This is a genomic window from Bordetella pseudohinzii (assembly GCF_000657795.2).
Classification (GTDB): Bacteria; Pseudomonadota; Gammaproteobacteria; order Burkholderiales; family Burkholderiaceae_B; genus Bordetella; species Bordetella pseudohinzii.
Genome location: NZ_JHEP02000002.1, coordinates 438368 through 455625 on the forward strand (window position 1 = coordinate 438368; position 17258 = coordinate 455625).

Annotated in this window: 17 protein-coding genes; 10 read left to right on the top strand and 7 right to left on the bottom strand. The window is 65.6% G+C overall.

Annotated elements, in window-relative coordinates; all coding sequences use genetic code 11:
* The first annotated feature begins 31 nt into the window (after positions 1-31).
* The 4 genes from cyoB to L540_RS04225 are packed head-to-tail and all read left to right on the top strand — an operon-like array spanning position 32 to position 3833.
* A complete protein-coding gene (gene cyoB, locus L540_RS04210) occupies positions 32-2035 on the top strand; it encodes a cytochrome o ubiquinol oxidase subunit I (protein WP_043212336.1) in 2004 nt (667 codons plus the stop codon).
* Positions 2028-2669, top strand: coding sequence for a cytochrome o ubiquinol oxidase subunit III (gene cyoC, locus L540_RS04215; RefSeq protein WP_043212333.1), 642 nt, complete (start codon positions 2028-2030; stop codon positions 2667-2669). Before cyoB ends, cyoC begins: the two co-directional genes overlap by 8 nt.
* Positions 2666-3049, top strand: coding sequence for a cytochrome o ubiquinol oxidase subunit IV (gene cyoD, locus L540_RS04220; RefSeq protein WP_043212331.1), 384 nt, complete (start codon positions 2666-2668; stop codon positions 3047-3049). Before cyoC ends, cyoD begins: the two co-directional genes overlap by 4 nt.
* Positions 3027-3833 carry an SURF1 family protein gene (locus L540_RS04225; RefSeq protein ID WP_048025848.1) on the top strand — a complete coding sequence of 269 codons (807 nt, stop codon included), beginning with the start codon at positions 3027-3029 and terminating at the stop codon, positions 3831-3833. The genes cyoD and L540_RS04225 overlap by 23 nt, the downstream gene beginning before the upstream one ends.
* Here L540_RS04225 and polA read toward each other — a convergent pair.
* Complete coding sequence (gene polA, locus L540_RS04230) at positions 3787-6507, bottom strand: DNA polymerase I (RefSeq protein ID WP_043212328.1); 2721 nt, start codon at positions 6505-6507, stop codon at positions 3787-3789. The two genes, L540_RS04225 and polA, sit on opposite strands and share 47 nt — an antisense overlap.
* A 16-nt stretch (positions 6508-6523) precedes the next feature.
* Between polA and L540_RS04235 the strand changes: the two genes are divergently transcribed.
* From L540_RS04235 to L540_RS04245, 3 genes are all read left to right on the top strand, one after another.
* Positions 6524-7189: an LOG family protein gene (locus tag L540_RS04235; RefSeq protein WP_043212327.1), complete on the top strand. Its 666-nt coding sequence runs from the start codon at positions 6524-6526 to the stop codon at positions 7187-7189.
* An 86-nt stretch (positions 7190-7275) separates the two neighbouring features.
* Positions 7276-7716 (top strand): toxin, encoded by a 441-nt coding sequence (locus L540_RS04240; RefSeq protein WP_109842524.1) that lies wholly within the window; start codon positions 7276-7278, stop codon positions 7714-7716.
* A 12-nt stretch (positions 7717-7728) separates the two neighbouring features.
* The gene (locus L540_RS04245; protein ID WP_043212323.1) at positions 7729-8349 is read left to right on the top strand and encodes a toxin; all 621 of its coding nucleotides are present in this window, start codon (positions 7729-7731) and stop codon (positions 8347-8349) included.
* Between the two features lie 52 nt (positions 8350-8401).
* On the opposite strand, the gene L540_RS04250 is transcribed toward L540_RS04245, so the two are convergent.
* From L540_RS04250 to L540_RS04275, 6 genes are all read right to left on the bottom strand, one after another.
* Complete coding sequence (locus L540_RS04250; RefSeq protein ID WP_043212322.1) at positions 8402-9583, bottom strand: acetyl-CoA C-acyltransferase family protein; 1182 nt, start codon at positions 9581-9583, stop codon at positions 8402-8404.
* A gap of 48 nt (positions 9584-9631) precedes the next feature.
* Positions 9632-10006, bottom strand: coding sequence for a tautomerase family protein (locus L540_RS04255; protein WP_043212320.1), 375 nt, complete (start codon positions 10004-10006; stop codon positions 9632-9634).
* A gap of 81 nt (positions 10007-10087) precedes the next feature.
* Positions 10088-11317 (bottom strand): quaternary amine ABC transporter ATP-binding protein, encoded by a 1230-nt coding sequence (locus L540_RS04260; protein WP_043212319.1) that lies wholly within the window; start codon positions 11315-11317, stop codon positions 10088-10090.
* Positions 11314-12171 carry an ABC transporter permease gene (locus L540_RS04265; protein WP_043212317.1) on the bottom strand — a complete coding sequence of 286 codons (858 nt, stop codon included), beginning with the start codon at positions 12169-12171 and terminating at the stop codon, positions 11314-11316. Before L540_RS04265 ends, L540_RS04260 begins: the two co-directional genes overlap by 4 nt.
* Positions 12172-12304: 133 nt before the next feature.
* On the bottom strand, positions 12305-13300 hold the full coding sequence (locus L540_RS04270; RefSeq protein WP_043212315.1) for an ABC transporter substrate-binding protein: 996 nt from the start codon (positions 13298-13300) through the stop codon (positions 12305-12307).
* A 495-nt stretch (positions 13301-13795) separates the two neighbouring features.
* The gene (locus L540_RS04275; protein ID WP_043212312.1) at positions 13796-15052 is read right to left on the bottom strand and encodes a class I SAM-dependent methyltransferase; all 1257 of its coding nucleotides are present in this window, start codon (positions 15050-15052) and stop codon (positions 13796-13798) included.
* Between the two features lie 240 nt (positions 15053-15292).
* On the opposite strand from L540_RS04275, the gene L540_RS04280 reads away from it, so the two are divergent.
* From L540_RS04280 to rpmG, 3 genes are all read left to right on the top strand, one after another.
* Positions 15293-16438 carry a multidrug effflux MFS transporter gene (locus tag L540_RS04280; protein WP_043213037.1) on the top strand — a complete coding sequence of 382 codons (1146 nt, stop codon included), beginning with the start codon at positions 15293-15295 and terminating at the stop codon, positions 16436-16438.
* A gap of 296 nt (positions 16439-16734) precedes the next feature.
* On the top strand, positions 16735-16971 hold the full coding sequence (gene rpmB, locus L540_RS04285) for a 50S ribosomal protein L28 (protein ID WP_029578899.1): 237 nt from the start codon (positions 16735-16737) through the stop codon (positions 16969-16971).
* Positions 16972-17054: 83 nt separating this feature from the next.
* Positions 17055-17222: a 50S ribosomal protein L33 gene (rpmG, locus tag L540_RS04290; RefSeq protein WP_003810296.1), complete on the top strand. Its 168-nt coding sequence runs from the start codon at positions 17055-17057 to the stop codon at positions 17220-17222.
* Positions 17223-17258: the final 36 nt, after the last annotated feature.

The window sequence follows — 17258 nt, forward strand, 5'->3', positions numbered from 1 at the left end:
GCGGCGGCGCCGCTTTTTATCTGGAGTCGAGATGATTGACCAGCCAGAACACAACAGCCTCATCTTCGGCCGCCTGACCTGGGAGGCCATCCCCTTTCACGAACCCATCCTGCTGGCGACCTTCATCGCCGTGGCGCTGGGCGGCCTGGCGCTCGTGGGGGCCATCACCTACTTCGGCAAATGGGGCTATCTCTGGCGCGAGTGGTTCACCAGCATCGACCACAAGAAAATCGGCGTCATGTATATGGTGCTGGGGCTGATCATGCTGCTGCGCGGCTTTGCCGACGCCATCATGATGCGCCTGCAGCAGGCCATCGCCTTCGGCGATTCGGCCGGCTATCTGCCGCCCCATCACTATGACCAGATCTTCACCGCGCATGGCGTCATCATGATCTTCTTCGTGGCCATGCCGCTGGTCACGGGCCTGATGAACTACATCGTGCCGCTGCAGATCGGCGCGCGCGACGTCGCCTTTCCCTTCCTGAACAACTTCAGCTTCTGGATGACGGTCGGCGGCGCGCTGCTGGTGATGATGTCGCTGTTCGTCGGCGAGTTCGCGCGCACGGGCTGGCTGGCCTATCCCCCCCTGTCGGGCATCGCCCAGAGCCCGGACGTGGGAGTGGACTACTACATCTGGGCCTTGCAGATCGCCGGGGTGGGCACCCTGCTCTCAGGGGTCAATCTGCTGGTGACCATCGTCAAGATGCGCGCCCCCGGCATGAAGATGATGCGCATGCCCATCTTCACCTGGACCTCGCTGTGCACCAATGTGCTCATCGTGGCGGCCTTCCCCGTGCTGACCGCCGTCCTGGCCCTGCTCAGCATGGACCGCTATGTCGGCACCAATTTCTTCACGACCGAGCTCGGCGGCAACGCCATGATGTACGTGAACCTGATCTGGATCTGGGGCCATCCCGAGGTCTATATCCTGATCCTGCCAGCCTTCGGCGTTTTCTCCGAAGTGGTGGCCACCTTCTGCCGCAAGCGCCTGTTCGGCTATGCCTCCATGGTGTACGCCACCGTGGTGATCACCGTGCTGTCCTATCTGGTGTGGCTGCACCACTTCTTCACCATGGGCTCCGGGGCCAGCGTCAACTCCTTTTTCGGCATCACGACGATGATCATCTCCATCCCGACCGGGGCGAAGATCTTCAACTGGCTGTTCACCATGTACCGCGGCCGCATCCAGTTCGAAGTGCCCATGCTCTGGACGCTGGGCTTCATGGTCACCTTCGTGATCGGCGGCATGACCGGCGTGCTGCTGGCCGTTCCGCCGGCGGACTTCGCGCTGCACAACAGCCTGTTCCTGATCGCCCACTTCCACAACGTGATCATCGGCGGCGTGCTGTTCGGTCTCATGGCCGGCATCACGTTCTGGTTTCCCAAGGCCTTCGGCTACCGCCTGGATCCTTTCTGGGGCAAGTGTTCGTTCTGGTTCTGGCTGGTGGGTTTCTACCTCGCCTTCATGCCGCTCTACGTGCTGGGCCTGATGGGCGTCACGCGCCGCGTCAGCCACTTCCAGGATATGTCGCTGCAGATCTGGTTCCAGGTGGCGGCCCTGGGCTCGGCGCTCATCGCGCTGGGCATCGCCAGCTTCATCATCCAGCTCATCGTGAGCTACCGCCGCCGCGCGTCCCTGCGCGACACCACGGGCGATCCCTGGGATGGGCGCACCCTGGAGTGGTCGACCTCCTCGCCGCCGCCGGCCTATAACTTCGCCTTCACGCCGCGCGTGCACGACCTGGACGCCTGGTGGCAGATGAAGCAGCAAGGCTACCAGCGGCCCCAGGGCGGCTTCATCCCCATCCACATGCCGAAAAACACCTGGGCCGGCATCGTGCTGGCCGGCCTCAGCGTCGGCCTGGGTTTTGCCCTCATCTGGCATATGTGGCCGCTGGCCGTGCTGGCCTTTGCCGCCCTGATCGTGATCAGCATCATCCATACCTTCAACTACCAGCGCGATGACTACGTGCCGGCCGACGAAGTCCTGCGCACCGAAACAGCGCGCACCCGCCTACTGGAAAGCCATGTCTGACACCCTGGCCACCTCTCAAGCCGGCGGCGCCGACCGCGCCGCCGAACCGGTCTTCTACGTGCCGGAAGCGCATCATCCCCAGAACGGCACGCTGCTGGGCTTCTGGGTCTACCTGATGAGCGACTGCCTCATCTTCGCCTGCCTGTTCGCCACCTATGGAGTGCTTGGCCGCAACTACGCCGACGGCCCGACGGGCGCCGAGCTCTTCGACCTGCCGCTGGTCGCGGTCAACACCTCGCTGCTGCTGCTGTCATCCATCACTTACGGCTTTGCCATGCTGGAGATGCAGCGCAAGCGTTTGGGCGGCGTGCAGGCCTGGCTGGCGGTGACCGGCATACTCGGCCTGGGCTTTCTCTCGCTGGAGCTTTACGAGTTCGCCCACTTGATCGCCGAGGGCGCCGGGCCCGGGCGCAGCGCCTTCCTGTCCGCCTTTTTCACGCTGGTCGGCACGCACGGGCTGCATGTCACTTTCGGCATCGTGTGGCTGCTGACGATGATGGCGCAACTGCGTCTGCACGGCCTCATCCCCGCCAACCGGCGGCGCCTGATGTGCCTGTCCATGTTCTGGCACTTCCTGGACCTGATCTGGGTCGGCGTATTCACCTTCGTCTATCTCATGGGAGTCCTGCCATGAACGCCCACAGCGCCCACGGCCATGATGACGACGGACATCACGAGGATGCCCCGCATGGCACGCTGAAAAGCTATGTGACCGGTTTCATCCTGGCCGCCATCCTGACGGCCATTCCGTTCTGGATCGTGATGGCCCGCGTGTTCGAGACCTCGCGCACCACGGCGCTGGTGATCCTGGCCCTGGCCGCGGTCCAGATCGTCGTGCACATCGTCTACTTCCTGCACATGGACACCAAGTCGGAAAGCGGCTGGAACCTGCTGGCGCTGATCTTCACCCTGGTGCTGGTCGTGATCACCCTGAGCGGCTCGATCTGGATCATGTATCACCTGGACGCCAACATGATGCCCATGACCACGCATGACTGGCGCAACATCCCTTGATGAGGCGCCGCGCCACAAGCCGCCGCGCCGCGCCCGGTCCCTGATCCTCCTGGGCCTGGCCGCCGCCCTGGCCTTCTTCACGCTATGCGCGCTGGGCAGCTGGCAACTGCAGCGGCGGGCCTTCAAGCATGAGCTGATCGCGCAAGTCCAGGCCCGCCTGCGGGCCGACCGCGTCCCCGCGCCCGGCGCGGACCGCTGGGCCGGCCTGACCGCCGCCAATGCGGAGTACCGCCGCGTCAGCGCCACCGGGCGCTATGACTACGGCCGGCAGGCCCTGGTCAAGGCCGTGACCGCGATGGGCGATGGATACTGGGTCATGACGCCGCTCTTGCGCGACGATGGCAGCATCCTGCTCGTGAACCGGGGTTTCGTGCTGCCGCAATGGCGCCAGACGCCAGCGCCCCCGGAAACCGTCACGGTCCAGGGGCTGCTGCGCATGGGCGAGCCCGGCTGGGGTTTTCTGCGCCGCAATGACCCCGGGGCCGACCGCTGGTATTCGCGCGATGTGCAAGGCATCGCCCGGGCGCGCGGCCTGGGCGTGGTGGCGCCCTACTTCATTGATGCCGAAGCCGCGCCCGGCGCGCCGGACCCGGCCCGGGCGCCGGCAGGCGGCCTGACCGTGCTGCGCTTTGCCGACAACCACCTGGTCTACGCCCTGACCTGGTATGCGCTGGCCGGCCTGGTGCTGACGGCGGTGGCGCTCGTGGCGCGCGAGGAAAGGCGCTTGCGCGCCGGCCTCAGTGCGCCTGCTCCCAGTTGCGGCCCACGCCGACCTCGGCAATGAGCGGCACGCGCAGCGTCGCCACCTCGCTCATCAGGCGCGGCACGGCCAGGCGCAGGGCCTCGACCTCGGCTTCGGGCGCTTCGAGCACCAGTTCGTCGTGCACCTGCATGATGAGGCGGGCGCGCATATTCTCGGCCGTCAGCCAATCCTGCACGGCCACCATGGCCAGCTTGATGAGGTCGGCCGCCGTGCCCTGCATGGGGGCGTTGATGGCGGCGCGCTCGGCGCCCTGGCGGCGCGGCCCCGAGGCGGCCCGGATATCGGGCAGCTGCAGGCGGCGGCCGAAGACGGTTTCGACATAGCCCTGCTCGCGCGCCAGGCGGCGGGTGTCGTCCATATAGCGCGCCACGCCCGGATAGCGCGTGAAATAACGGTCGATATAGGCCTGGGCGGCATCGCGCGTGATGCCCAGGTTGGACGCCAGCCCGAATACGCCCATGCCGTAGATCAGGCCGAAGTTGATGGCCTTGGCCGCGCGGCGCTGCTCGCTGGAGACTTCGGCCAGCGGCACGCCGAAGACCTCGGACGCCGTGGCGCGGTGGATGTCCTCGCCGGCGGCGAATGCGCCTTGCAGATTGGCGTCGTCGGACACATGCGCCATGATGCGCAATTCGATCTGCGAATAGTCGGCCGACAGCAGCAAGCCGCCGTTCTCGGCCACGAAGGCCTCGCGCACGCGGCGCCCGGCCTCGGTGCGCACCGGGATGTTCTGCAGATTGGGATCGGAGGACGCCAGGCGTCCGGTGATGACCGCGGCCTGCGAATAATGGGTGTGCACCCTGCCGGTCGCCGGATTGATCATGCGCGGCAGCTTGTCGGTATAGGTGGACTTCAGCTTGGACAGGCCGCGATAGTCGAGCAGCACCTGCGGCAGCGGATAGTCCTGCGCCAGCTTGGACAAGACCTCTTCATCGGTCGAGGGCGCCCCGCCCGCCGTCTTGCGCACCACCGGCAGGCCCATGCGCCCGAAAAGGATTTCACCCAGCTGCTTGGGCGAATTGAGATTGAAGGGCTGGCCGGCCAGCTCATAGGCTTTTTGCTCCAGGCTCAACATCTCGCGGCCCAGGTCATTGCTTTGACGGCCCAGCTCGGCGGCATCGACCTTCACGCCATTGCGCTCGATCACGACCAGCACGCGCGAGACCTCCAGCTCCAGGGCGTAGATGCGCTCCAGGCCGGCGTTGGCCGCCACGCGCGGGCGCAGCGCGCGATGCAGCTGCAGGGTGAAATCGGCATCCTCGGCGGCATAGAAGCCCGCCTTGTCCACCGCCACCTCGTCAAAGCCGATCTGCTTGGCGCCCTTGCCGCACAGGTCCTCGTAATTGACGCCGCTGCGCCCCAGGAAGCGCTGGGCCAGGTCGTTCAGGCCCACGCCGCGATGCGACTCCAGCACATAGGCCTGCAACATGGTGTCCTCGGTGACACCGCGCAGCGCCACGCCCTCGTTGGCGAAGACATGGGTGTCGTATTTGGCGTGATGCAGCAGCTTGGGACGCAAGGGGTCTTCCAGCCAGCCGCGCAGGCGCTCCAGGACTTCGTGCAGGGGCAGTTGCGTGCCGGCCTCCGGCCCCCGGTGCGCCAGCGGGATATAGCAGGCCACGCCCGGCTCCACGGCCATGGACAGACCCACCAGCCTGGCCTGCATCTCGTCCAGCGAAGTGGTTTCGGTGTCCAGGGCGACCAGGGCGGCCGCATCCACGCGCGCCATCCAGGCTTCCAGGTCCGACCACTCCGTGATGATCTGATAGTGCTGCTCGACGGGCGCCTCATGCGCCACCTCGGCGGCGCGCGCATCGCCCGTGGGCACGCGCTCGGCATCGCCCGACAGCTCGCGCAGCCAGCTCCGGAAACCATAACGGTCGTAGAGCGCGCCCAGCGTCTCGCGATCCGGCTCGCGCGGCTTGAGGTCCTCGGGCGAGGACAGAAAAGCGCCCAGGTCGCAATCATCCTTGACCGTCAGCAGCTGGCGGGTCAGGGGGAAACGCGCCACGGCCTCGCGCAGATTATTGCCGGCTACGCCCTTGATGCTGTCGGCCTGCTCGACCAGGCGGTCGATGGAGCCGAATTCGCTCAGCCACTTCACGGCGGTCTTGGGTCCGACCTTGGTCACGCCCGGCACATTGTCCACGGCGTCGCCCACCAGCATCAGATAGTCGACGATGCGGTCGGCCGGCACGCCGAACTTGTTGACCACGCCCGCTTCGTCCAGCACCTCGCCGGTCATGGTGTTGACCAGCGTGACCTGGGGGTTGACCAGCTGGGCCAGGTCCTTGTCACCCGTTGACACAACGGTATGCAGGCCTTCCTCGGTGGCGCGGCGCGCCAGCGTGGCGATGATGTCGTCGGCCTCGACGCCCTCGACGGCCAGCACCGGCCACCCCAGGGCGCGGATCGCGGCGTGGATGGGCTCGATCTGCGCGGCGAGATCCTCGGGCATCGGCGGACGATGCGATTTATAGTCGGGATAGAGATCATCCCGAAACGTCTTGCCGCGCGCATCGAAAATACATGCGGCATACTCTGCCTTGTGGTCCTGGACCAACTTGCGCAGCATGTTGATCACGCCATAGAGCGCCCCGGTCGGTTCTCCCTGGGCATTGCGCAAATCCGGCATGGCATGGAAGGCGCGGTACAAGTAGCTCGAACCGTCTACCAGCAACAAGGTTTTTTTCATGGTTACAAAGGCAGAAATGGACATACCCGCCGGCAAACAAATTCCGGTGATTATGTCAGAGATACGGACCGCGGCCGAAAGGCTGGCGGATATCGGGCCGGCCGTGAGCGTGTTCGGCAGCGCCCGGGTCAGCCGGAATTCTCCCTATTATGAGACCAGTGTCGCCATTTCGGCGGCCCTGGCCCGCGAGGGCTTCGCCGTCATCGCCGGCGGCGGCCCCGGCATCATGGAGGCCGCCAACAAAGGCGCCTACGAGGCCGGCGGCACCAGCATAGGCCTGAATATCAGCCTGCCGCACGAGGCCCACAACAACGCCTACCAGACCATCAGCCTGTCGTTCGAGTACTTCTACTCCCGCAAGGCCACTTTCTTCATGCACAGCATGGCCTATGTGTCCATGCCCGGAGGCTTTGGCACGCTGGACGAACTGTTCGAGGCCCTGACCCTCATCCAGACGGGCAAGGTGCCGCCGGCGCCCATCGTGCTGGTGGGCAGCGAGTTCTGGCACGGCATGATCGACTGGCTGGGCGAGCAGTTGCTGGGCAACGGCATGATCGGCGCGCATGATCTGGACCTGTTCATCATCGAGGACGACCCCGAAAAAGTCGTGCGCCATGTGGTGGAATTCCACCGCAAGAAACAATCGCCGCAACAGCAGTACGCACCCTCGCTGCCAGCCTGACAGACTGGCCTGATTCTGCCGCCTGGCGCGCCATGCCCGCGCCGGCGCTCGCTATGGTCAATCCTTTCTATCCCAGGAGCGACCAAATGCGTCCCTTTTATCTTCGGACCTGGCGCCTGGCGCTCCTGGCCGCCATGCTGGCGGCCTTGCCCGCGCGGGCTTTCACCTTCCTGCAGCAGGGCGGGATGCTGGGCCAGCTCCCGCCCTGGGCGCAGGACTTCATCAGCGGGGTTCCGGCCGAGCATCGCGGTCCGGCGGCTGCCCGGCGCAAACTGGACGCCAAGGGCATAGGCTTCTACTCCGATGTCCGCACCCTCGCGCTGGAGCGCCGGGCGGATATCGTTTGCGCGCTCTTCGGCCGTGGGCAGGAGCTGGTCATCGCCGGCTGCGCGCCCGCCCACGAGGCCGCGCGCCTGGCGGACAGCCTGATAGAAAACCGCCGGCTCAAGGTCTACCTCGACCACACCAGGCCTTACGCGCCCATGCAGGCCCAGGAGGCCTTCCGCATCACGCAGATCCAGCCCTAGCCAGGTCCGCGCATGCCTATCCCATCCCTTGCCCGCTGGCCCTTGCTGCTGGCCGGCATGCTTGCCGGGGCAGCCCAGGCGCAACCCTGGCCCCGTCCGCTGCTCATCGGCCCCGGCTACGGGCACTGTCCCGATTTCTATCAAGCCCTGTCCGTCGAACAGGCCCGCCAGCCCGAACTGCTTGCGCGGCTGCGCAGCTTGCCCGCCGGCGCCTATGGCCTGGCCGACGGCAAATATCTCAGCCGCCCGGAAGGCGGCACCCTGCTTGCCACGCCGCCGGCCGAGGCCGGCAGCCTGCCGCGCAACCTCTGCCTGGGCTCGTCCGCCACCTTGCACGCCGACCGCGCTCCGCGGCCCGTCCTGCCCGATGAGCAGGGCCGCCTGCGCTACCTCGAGGTACAGATCAGCATGCTCGAACGCCTGGAAGGCAAGGTTTGCGCGCTCTTCAGCCGGCGCGGCGTCGCCGCGGCCGCGGGATGCCTGGATGCGCCGCTGTCCAGTCCCGAGACCGACAGACTGCTGCAAGCCTTCAGGCTGGGCAGCACGCTGCGCCTGAGCCTGGACAGCCGGCAGCCGCGAGGCTGGCTGGCCACCGGCCAGCAGGCCTATCGCATCGAATCACTGAGCTACTGAAAACAGCGCCGCAAAAAAAAAGCGGCCTTGCGGCCGCCTGTTTTCAGCGGGATCAGACGCGCTCGAACACCGCCGCGATACCCTGCCCGCCGCCAATGCACATGGTCACCAGCGCATAGCGGCCCTTGACGCGCTGCAGCTCGTACAAGGCCTTGACGGTAATGATGGCGCCGGTCGCGCCGATGGGATGGCCCAGGCTGATGCCGCTGCCATTGGGATTGACCTTGGCCGGGTCCAGCTTGAGTTCGCGCGTCACGGCGCAAGCCTGCGCGGCGAAGGCCTCGTTGGCCTCGATGACATCGAGCTGGTCGACCGTCAGGCCGGCGCGCTTGAGCACGGCCTGCGTCGCCGGCACGGGCCCGATACCCATGATTTCCGGGTCCACGCCCGAATGGGCGTAGGCCACCAGGCGGGCCAGGGGCTTGGCGCCGCGGCGGGCGGCCACGCTGCTTTCCATGAGGACGAGCGCGCCCGCGCCGTCGTTCAGGCCCGAGGCATTGCCCGCGGTGACCGTGCCGTTTTCTTTCTGGAAGACCGGCTTGAGCTTGGACAGGCCTTCGGCGGTCACATCGCCGCGCACATGCTCGTCCACCTCGAAGACCACATCGCCCTTGCGGGTCTTGATGGTGATCGGGACGATCTGATCCTTGAAATAGCCGGCGGCGATCGCGGCGCTGGCGCGGCGATGCGACTCGGCGGCCAGGGCGTCCTGGTCGGCGCGGCTGATGCCGAAACGCGCCGCCACATTTTCCGCCGTCACGCCCATGTGCATGCGGCCGAAGGGATCCGACAGCGCGCCGGTCATCATGTCGATCATGACGCTGTCGCCCATGCGCGCGCCCCAGCGCTGGCCCTGCGCGATATACGGCGCGCGGCTCATGCTCTCGGCGCCGGCCGCCACGGCGATCTCGGTGTCGCCCAGCATGATGCCCTGGGCGGCCGACACCACCGCCTGCAAGCCCGAGCCGCACAGCCGGTTGACGTTGAAAGCGGGGGTTTCCTTGCTGATGCCGGCGCTGATGGCGGCCACGCGGGACAGATACATGTCGCGCGGCTCGGTGCAAATGACGTTGCCCACCGCGACATGTCCGACTTCGTCGCCCTTGACGCCGGCGCGGTTCAGCGCCTCGCGGATGACGGTGGCGCCCAGGTCGCAGGGCGCCACATCCTTCAGGGCGCCGCCAAAATCGCCTATCGCGCTGCGGGCGCCCGCGACGACCAATACTTCTTTCATGATGCTCCTCCTTGAATGGTTATCTCAGACGAACATCATACTCGCGCCTCAGCGTCCGGCGGCGGCCGCGCTCAGGCCATTGGCCACGCCCATATCCGTCTTGGGCACATCGCGCAGCACCACCCGGACGTCCTGGCCGCTGATGCCGATGCTGTCGCAGGCCGCCTGGTTCAGGGCGGCGATCAGGGCGGCCTTGAGCTCGACGCTGCGCCCGGCGATCAGGTCCACCGTGACGAGGGCCATTGCCTTGCCCAGCTCTCCCGCCACGATGACGTGCTCGGAGGCCACCTCTTGCAGGGTGACGCGCACGCTGGCGACCGGCGCGGCGATGCTGTCGACGACAGCCTGGCTGAGCCCCTTGAGCAAGGCGGCTTTGGCGGCGGGCGTATGGCCCTGCATGATCTGGACATTCAGGATGGGCATGGCGGATTCCGAAAAAAAGGGGGGGACACCCCCTGTCGAAGGGGGTCCCATCATAGCCCCGCTTTGGCGTCATGCCCAGGCTTAATCCTGGGCTTGCTCGGCCCCATCCGACTGCGCGGCCGCCTCGTTGTTCTCGGCCACCACGGGGGCGACCAGTTCGACGACCTTCTTGCGCGAGAGCATGCCGATGAACTCATCGTCCTCGCCGGTCACAGCCACCGGCTGGTCGCTGTGCACCAGCTGCGACAGCACCTGGTCCAGACCGGCCGTGGCCGGCACGGAGGCGAGGTCCTCGACATAGCGCGACACATCGCGGGCGCCCTCTTCCTGCGCGCGGACGGCGGCCTGCTCGGTCAGGACGCCGGCCAGCCGCTTGCCGTCCAGCACCGGGGCATACTCGTAATTGAGCGCCCGCATGCGCTCCAGCGAGTGCGCGGGACGGGAACGCATGGTCAGCGTCAGGCGCGACGGATTGACCGCATGCGCGGCATTGAGCACCTTGGTGCGGTTCACATCCTGCAGGAAGGCCTGCACATAATCGTTGGCCGGACTGAGCAGGATGTCTTCCGGCGTGCCTTCCTGGACCAGTTCGCCGTCCTTGAGGATGGCGATGCGGTTGCCCAGGCGCAAGGCCTCGTCCAGATCATGCGTGATGAAGACGATGGTCTTGTTCAGCTTGGCCTGCAGTTGCAGCAGATGGTCCTGCATCTCGCGCCGGATAAGCGGGTCCAGGGCCGAGAAGGCCTCGTCCATCAGCAGGATTTCGGCGTCGGTGGCCAGGGCCCGCGCCAGGCCGACTCGCTGCTGCATGCCGCCGGACAGCTGATGCGGATATTGCGATTCAAAGCCGCTCAGGCCCACCTGCTCCAGCCAGTGGCGGGCGCGCTGCTCGCGCTCGGCCCGGGCCACGCCCTGCACGGTCAGCCCGTAGGCGGCGTTGTCCAGCACCGTGCGGTGCGGAAACAGGCCGAAGCGCTGGAAGACCATGCTCATCTTTTTCTGGCGGAAAGTCTCCAGCTCGCGCTTGTTCAGGCTCACCACATCGACGCCATCGACCAGGATCTGGCCGGCGCTGGGCTCGATCAGGCGATTGAAATGGCGGATCAGCGTGGACTTGCCGGACCCGGACAGGCCCATGATGACGAAGATGCTGCCTTCGTCTATCGACAGACTGATATTGCGCAGGCCCAGGGTATGGCCGGTTTCGGCCAGCAGCGCTTCCTTGCTGATGCCGTCCTGGGCGGCCTTGAGGCATTTCTGCGGGTGCGGCCCGAAGATCTTGTAGATGTTCTTGACTTCAATCTTGCTCATCGTTGGCCTCCTACTCGCACACGCTGCCCATAGGACTGCGTGATGCGGTCAAACAATACGGCCAGCACCACGATGCCCAGGCCCGCCAGCAGGCCGCGGCCGACCTCCAGGCGGTTGATGCCCAGCAGCACTTCATAGCCCAGTCCGCGCGCGCCGATCATGGAGGCGATCACCACCATGGACAGGGCCATCATCGTGGTCTGGTTCACGCCGGCCATGATGTTGGGCAGGGCCAGCGGCAGTTGCACGCCGAACAGCTGCTGGCGCGAGTTGGCGCCAAAGGCGCGCGAGGCTTCGAGCACCTCGCGGTCGACCAGGCGGATGCCCAGGTCGGTCAGACGGATCAGGGGCGGCACGGCGTAGATGACGGTGGCGATCAGGGCGGGGATCTTGCCCAGGCCGAACAGCATCACCACCGGGATCAGGTAGACGAAGCTGGGCATGGTCTGCATCACATCCAGCACGGGCAGCATGGCCGAGCGCAGCCATTGCACACGGGCCATGAGGATGCCCAGCGGGATGCCGATGATCACCGACAGGCCGGCGGCCATGATCATCAGCGCCAGCGTCTGCATGCCGGCGTCCCACAGGCCGAGCAGGCCGATCACGCACAGCAGCGCGCCCATGGCCACGCTCAGGCCGATGCGCCGGCTCACCAGCCAGGCGATCGCCACCGTGGCCAGCACCACGGCCCACCAAGGGGAGGTGCGCAGCAGGTGCTCAAGCCAGACCAGCACCTTCAGCACCGGGCTGGCCAGGGCTTCAAGCGTGTCGGCGTATTGGGTCACGAGGTGATCGACGAAACGATCGATCGCCCCGCGCACGGATTTCGCAGGTATCCATTCAGGAAACATCGGAGAACTCCTCTTCCGGGAGATTGCATGCCACCGCGGCGGTCAAGGCATGCTCGGGAAAATCATCGCGGCCATCGCGGCCGGATGGGGGCGGCGGGGCCGCCCCCGGCCCCGGGGAGGGGCCGGCATGGCCTCAGAGCGAGGCCTCGACACGGGTGGCCACATCGGCGGGCACCCACTTCTTCCAGACGTCGGCCTTGTTCTTGAGGAACCACTGCGCCACGTCGGCGGAGTCATCGCCCGACGACTCCATGTGGGCCAGCGTCTCGTCCATCTGTTCGCGCGGCACGGCCACCTTGGACAGGAAGCCGGTCAGCTGGGGCGCCTCTTGCGAGAAGGCCGTGCTCACCGCGGTGAAGACGGGATTGTCCGGATAGGCGCTGGGCTGGGGGTTGTCGCACTTGGGCGCGGTCAGGCACTTGTGCTTCTCGGCGTCGTAGGGAGGCAGCTCCAGCTTGACCAGGTCCATGGCGCCCACCAGGGGCGTCGGATACCAGTAATAGAACACCACGTCCTGCTTGCGCTTGTAGGCCGACATCAAAGCCGCCTTCTGCGCGGCGCCGGTGCCCGGCGAGTACAGGGTGAAGCTGTCATCGAGCTTGAGCGCGTGGAACAGATTGGTGCTCGTCACCTCGCAGCCCCAGCCGGCCGGGCAGCCGTAGAAGCGGCCCTTGCCCGGCTCTTCGGGATCCTTGAACTTATCCTTGAACTTGGGCAGGTCGGCCGCCGACTTCAGCTCGGGATAGCGTTCGGCCGTGTAGCGCGGAATGAACCAGGCCTCGCCGCCCAGATAGACATCGCCCACGCGCTTGACCTTGCCGGTCTTTTCGGCCTTCTCCCAGGGAGCGGCGACACTGTTCAGCCAGATCTCGGTATTGACGTCCAGATCGCCGCGCTCCAGCGCCGCCAGGGCGGGCAGGGTCTCGGTGGGCAGGACTTCGGTCTTGCAGCCGTAACCCTTTTCCATGATGAAACGTTCGACGTCGACCAGGACCAGGTTGGATTCCCAGTTCATCCCGCCGAACTTCACGGGACGCTTGATTTCGCACTGGGGCGCGGCATGGGCGGCGCCGGCGAAAACGGTAAATAGGGCCGTTGCGGCCAGGGCCTTCAGGGGGGTGAAACGCATGGCTTTTGCCTCCATAGGTTCAGGGACACAGCCAATGCGAAACATCGCAGGCCATGCCGTGGAGCTAAGGGGGTTGTGCGGAAGACGGGCAAAACCGCCAATACAAACCGACACTCACAGCAGAAAGCGCGGCCCGGGGGGCAGGCTTTCCGGATGACAGCGCCATGGCTTCCGGGCAGGCCCGGCCATCACGGCGCAGAAAATTGAAAGAAACTCAATGAAGAAGACAGCATGTTAGACGATTTTGACAACGCAACCAAGCTTTGGTGATTACATTCAGTAGCATTCTGGTCTGTAAACGCCTAGGGAAAGTCCTGAGCGGCAGGGCGCCGCGCTGGGAATTCCCCTCCCGCTGCGGTGCAACAAAAAACACGCGCCCAACGTTGCATTAAGTTACTAATTTATTGGATTTTGACCTGGGTAAAGCCGATGTCATGCCCGGGCGGCGGCCAGAATCCGGGCAAAAAAACAGCCCCCGGGGGGGGGCTGTGGGCTTCAGGCCTTGATGTCCTGGTACATATATTCCCGCCGCCAGGGGTATTGGCGGTCCGGCGGGTAGTTCAACTCCTGGTCGTCCCCCTTGGCCGGCGTGCTCACCAGGACTTGATGCAGGGCAATCCAGCCATGCTCGAAGGCCATGGCGCAACCCGCCAGGTAGAGCCGGTAGGCGCGCAGCGAGCGCGCGCCCTGCTCGCCCGACAGAATCCGCGCGGCTTCGTCCAGCTTGGACTCCAGCTCGTCGCTCCAGGCCCATAGCGTGCGCGCGTAATGCGGCCGCAGGTTTTCGACGTCGCAGGCTTCCAGCCCCCCTCCGGTCACGGCCTCGAGCACACTGCTGATATGGGTGAGCTCGCCGCCCGGGAAGATGTACTTCTCGATGAACTCGCCCATGCCGCTGCCCAGTTCGGCGTTATAGACGCCCGCAGCGGTGATGCCGTGGTTCATGATGAGACCGCCGGGCTTGACCAGATTGCGCAGCTTGGCAAAGTAGCCCGGCAGCTGGGCGCGGCCCACATGCTCGAACATGCCAACCGAGGCGATCTTGTCGTAGGGCTGGCTCTCGTCGAGCTTGCGGTAATCCAGCAGCTCCATGCGCACCCGCCCGGACAGGCCCTTGGCCTCGATCAGGCGGTTCACGTGGGCATGCTGGTTGCGCGACAGCGTGATGCCTGTTGCATCCACGCCGTAGTTTTCGGCGGCCCAGAGCAAGAGGCCGCCCCAGCCCGCGCCCACGTCCAGAAAACGCTCGCCCTCGCGCAGCCGCAGTTTGCGACAGATGAGATCCAGCTTGGCCTCCTGGGCCTGGGCCAGCGTCATGCCGGGCTCACGGTAATAGGCGCAGGAATAGACCCGGCGCGGATCCAGCCACAAGGCGTAGAAATCATCCGACAGGTCATAGTGGAATTCGATCTGCTTGGCATCGCGCTCGACGGAATGCCGCCAGACGGACGTGACCTTGCGGATCAGCTCGGTCAGCCAGCCGCCCCGCGCCGCCTCGACCGGCGAGCCCGGCAGGAGCGCGGCGGCCGCGGCCATCACGTCGCGCATCCGACCCTGGATATCAATGCGCCCTTCGACATAATCCTGGCCCAGCACGCCGACCGCGCCTTCGGCCAGGTGGGCCAGCGCCCCCTTGTCGCGGGCAACGAATCGCACCTTGGCATCGGGCGGCCCCAGGACGGTTCCATCGGGCATTTGCAATTGCACGGACACCGGCAGCGCGGTGAGCTTGCGTTCGACAACAGACAGCAAAGGATTTACCAATTCCCTCTCCACTGAACATGAACGACAGGGCGACTTTATCGGAAAATTGTTGAAATTTGCACGTAAGGTCGTGCGTGCTACAGTCGTCGGCTTGGCCGTATTCCGGGACAGAACCAGAATACGCCGAGGTTTTCCGCCGTTTTTTCCCGCCCGATGCCCCCACCCTCGCCACCGCCCTCACCCCGTTCCGACTCCTTGGGCCGCAGCCTGCCCGGCTGGCTGATCCTGATGGGCGCGCTCACCGCCATCGGGCCGTTCTCCATCGATATGTATCTGCCGGCTTTTCCGACGATCGCCCAGGAACTGGGCGTCACGCGCGGGGATGTCGAACGCACGCTGGCCGCCTACCTTATCGGACTGGCGATGGCCCAGGTGGTCTACGGACCGCTGGCCGACCGCTATGGGCGCAGACTGCCCATGATGACGGGGCTGGTGCTCTATATCATTGCCTCGCTGGGCTGTGCGCTGGCGGGCAGCATCGAAACCCTGACCGGCTGGCGCGTGGTCCAGGCGCTGGGCGGCGCGGCCGGCGTCGTGATCCCGCGCGCGGTGATCCGCGATCACTATGAAACCCAGGACGCCGCGCGCGCCATGTCGCTGCTCATGCTCATCATGGGTCTGGCCCCCATCCTGGCGCCGGTGGCGGGCGGGCAATTGCTTGCCATCGTGGGCTGGCGCAGCCTGTTCTGGCTCATGGTCCTGGCCGCCGCGGCCATGCTGGCCAGCGTCGTATTCATCATGAAGGAGTCGCTCGCCCCCGAACGCATGGTGCCCCTGCGATGGCACACCATTTTCGGCAATTACCGCGCCCTGCTGTCGCACCGGGCCTTCCTGGCCCATAGCCTGTCCGGCGGGCTGGGCCAGGCCGGCATGTTCGCCTATATCGTCGGCTCGCCGCGCATCTTCATCGAGTTCTATGGTGTCGCGCCGCAATACTATGGCCTGCTGTTCGGCATCAACGCCGCCGCCCTCATCTTCGGCTCGCAGATCAGCGCCCGCCTGCTGCGCCGCCACCAGCCGGCCACGCTGCAGCGCCGCGCGCAAAACGCCCTGGCCATCGCCAGCCTGACCGCGGTGCTGCTGACCGTGGCGGGGCTGATGAGCCTGCCGGTGCTGATGGCCTGCCTGATCGGTTACATGTTCAGCCAGGGCTTTGTGAACCCGAACTCCGCCGCGCTGGCCCTGTCCGAACAAGGCCGGCGCCTGGGCGCCGCCTCGGCCATGCTCGGCACCCTGCAGCTGTCCTGCGGCGCGCTGGCCGGGCTGCTGATCAGCGTCTGGCAAACTCAGAGCCCCCTGCCCCTGACCACGGTGCTGGCCTGTTGCGCCTGCCTCTCGTGGGCCGCCGGCAGGGTGGCAAGACGCGGCGCTTGACCCAGGCTTGCATTTCGTTGTATAGTCGATGACTAAGCATTAATCCCATATCCCGTGCGCGACTACTATGCTTTGTAGTTGCCACATTACTTACTTCTGCCTGGGTGTTATCTAGTCAGCGGCTAAGCGGGTATAAGCACGGGCCAGCCCGGCTGCCGGCAAGTACGGCGGCCTCAGCGCGGCGGCCCTCATCCAGGTTTTGGGTGGCTGGCGGGTGACTTGATCACCGCTGGTGCGAATATCTCCCACAGCCTCGGCCTTGCGACATACCCGGCAAATAAACGAGAGGTGCATCCATGGCACGTGTTTGCCAAGTAACCGGCAAGGGCCCGATGGTGGGCAACAATGTTTCGCACGCGAACAACAAGACCAAGCGTCGCTTCCTGCCCAACCTGCAGTCGCGCCGTTTCTGGGTCGAGAGCGAAAACCGCTGGGTTCGCCTGCGCGTTTCGGCCAAGGCCATCCGCACGATCGACAAGAACGGCATCGACGCCGTGCTGGCCGACCTGCGCGCACGCGGCGAAGTGGTCTAAGCCCGCAACCGCTTAGCCACCATACGCCCCACTCTGTGCGCCACGTAGCGCCACGAACTGCAAATTCATACTAGGAGCCCGACATGGCCAAAGGTATCCGCGAAAAGATCAAGCTCGAGTCGACCGCCGGCACGGGCCATTTCTACACGACCACCAAGAACAAGCGCAACATGCCCGAGAAGATGCTGATCAAGAAGTTTGATCCCGTCGCTCGCAAGCACGTTGACTACAAGGAAACCAAGCTGAAGTAATTCAGCGCGGCCTGGTCAAAAGCCCTGCTCATGCAG

Bases quoted from the DNA above. Each gene is read 5' to 3' on its own strand.
- cyoB (WP_043212336.1), top strand. From the start codon at position 32: ATGATTGACCAGCCAGAACACAACAGCCTCATCTTCGGCCGCCTGACC.
- cyoC (WP_043212333.1), top strand. From the start codon at position 2,028: ATGTCTGACACCCTGGCCACCTCTCAAGCCGGCGGCGCCGACCGCGCC.
- cyoD (WP_043212331.1), top strand. From the start codon at position 2,666: ATGAACGCCCACAGCGCCCACGGCCATGATGACGACGGACATCACGAG.
- L540_RS04225 (WP_048025848.1), top strand. From the start codon at position 3,027: ATGACTGGCGCAACATCCCTTGATGAGGCGCCGCGCCACAAGCCGCCG.
- polA (WP_043212328.1), bottom strand. From the start codon at position 6,507: ATGAAAAAAACCTTGTTGCTGGTAGACGGTTCGAGCTACTTGTACCGC.
- L540_RS04235 (WP_043212327.1), top strand. From the start codon at position 6,524: ATGGACATACCCGCCGGCAAACAAATTCCGGTGATTATGTCAGAGATA.
- L540_RS04240 (WP_109842524.1), top strand. From the start codon at position 7,276: ATGCGTCCCTTTTATCTTCGGACCTGGCGCCTGGCGCTCCTGGCCGCC.
- L540_RS04245 (WP_043212323.1), top strand. From the start codon at position 7,729: ATGCCTATCCCATCCCTTGCCCGCTGGCCCTTGCTGCTGGCCGGCATG.
- L540_RS04250 (WP_043212322.1), bottom strand. From the start codon at position 9,583: ATGAAAGAAGTATTGGTCGTCGCGGGCGCCCGCAGCGCGATAGGCGAT.
- L540_RS04255 (WP_043212320.1), bottom strand. From the start codon at position 10,006: ATGCCCATCCTGAATGTCCAGATCATGCAGGGCCATACGCCCGCCGCC.
- L540_RS04260 (WP_043212319.1), bottom strand. From the start codon at position 11,317: ATGAGCAAGATTGAAGTCAAGAACATCTACAAGATCTTCGGGCCGCAC.
- L540_RS04265 (WP_043212317.1), bottom strand. From the start codon at position 12,171: ATGTTTCCTGAATGGATACCTGCGAAATCCGTGCGCGGGGCGATCGAT.
- L540_RS04270 (WP_043212315.1), bottom strand. From the start codon at position 13,300: ATGCGTTTCACCCCCCTGAAGGCCCTGGCCGCAACGGCCCTATTTACC.
- L540_RS04280 (WP_043213037.1), top strand. From the start codon at position 15,293: ATGGGCGCGCTCACCGCCATCGGGCCGTTCTCCATCGATATGTATCTG.
- rpmB (WP_029578899.1), top strand. From the start codon at position 16,735: ATGGCACGTGTTTGCCAAGTAACCGGCAAGGGCCCGATGGTGGGCAAC.
- rpmG (WP_003810296.1), top strand. From the start codon at position 17,055: ATGGCCAAAGGTATCCGCGAAAAGATCAAGCTCGAGTCGACCGCCGGC.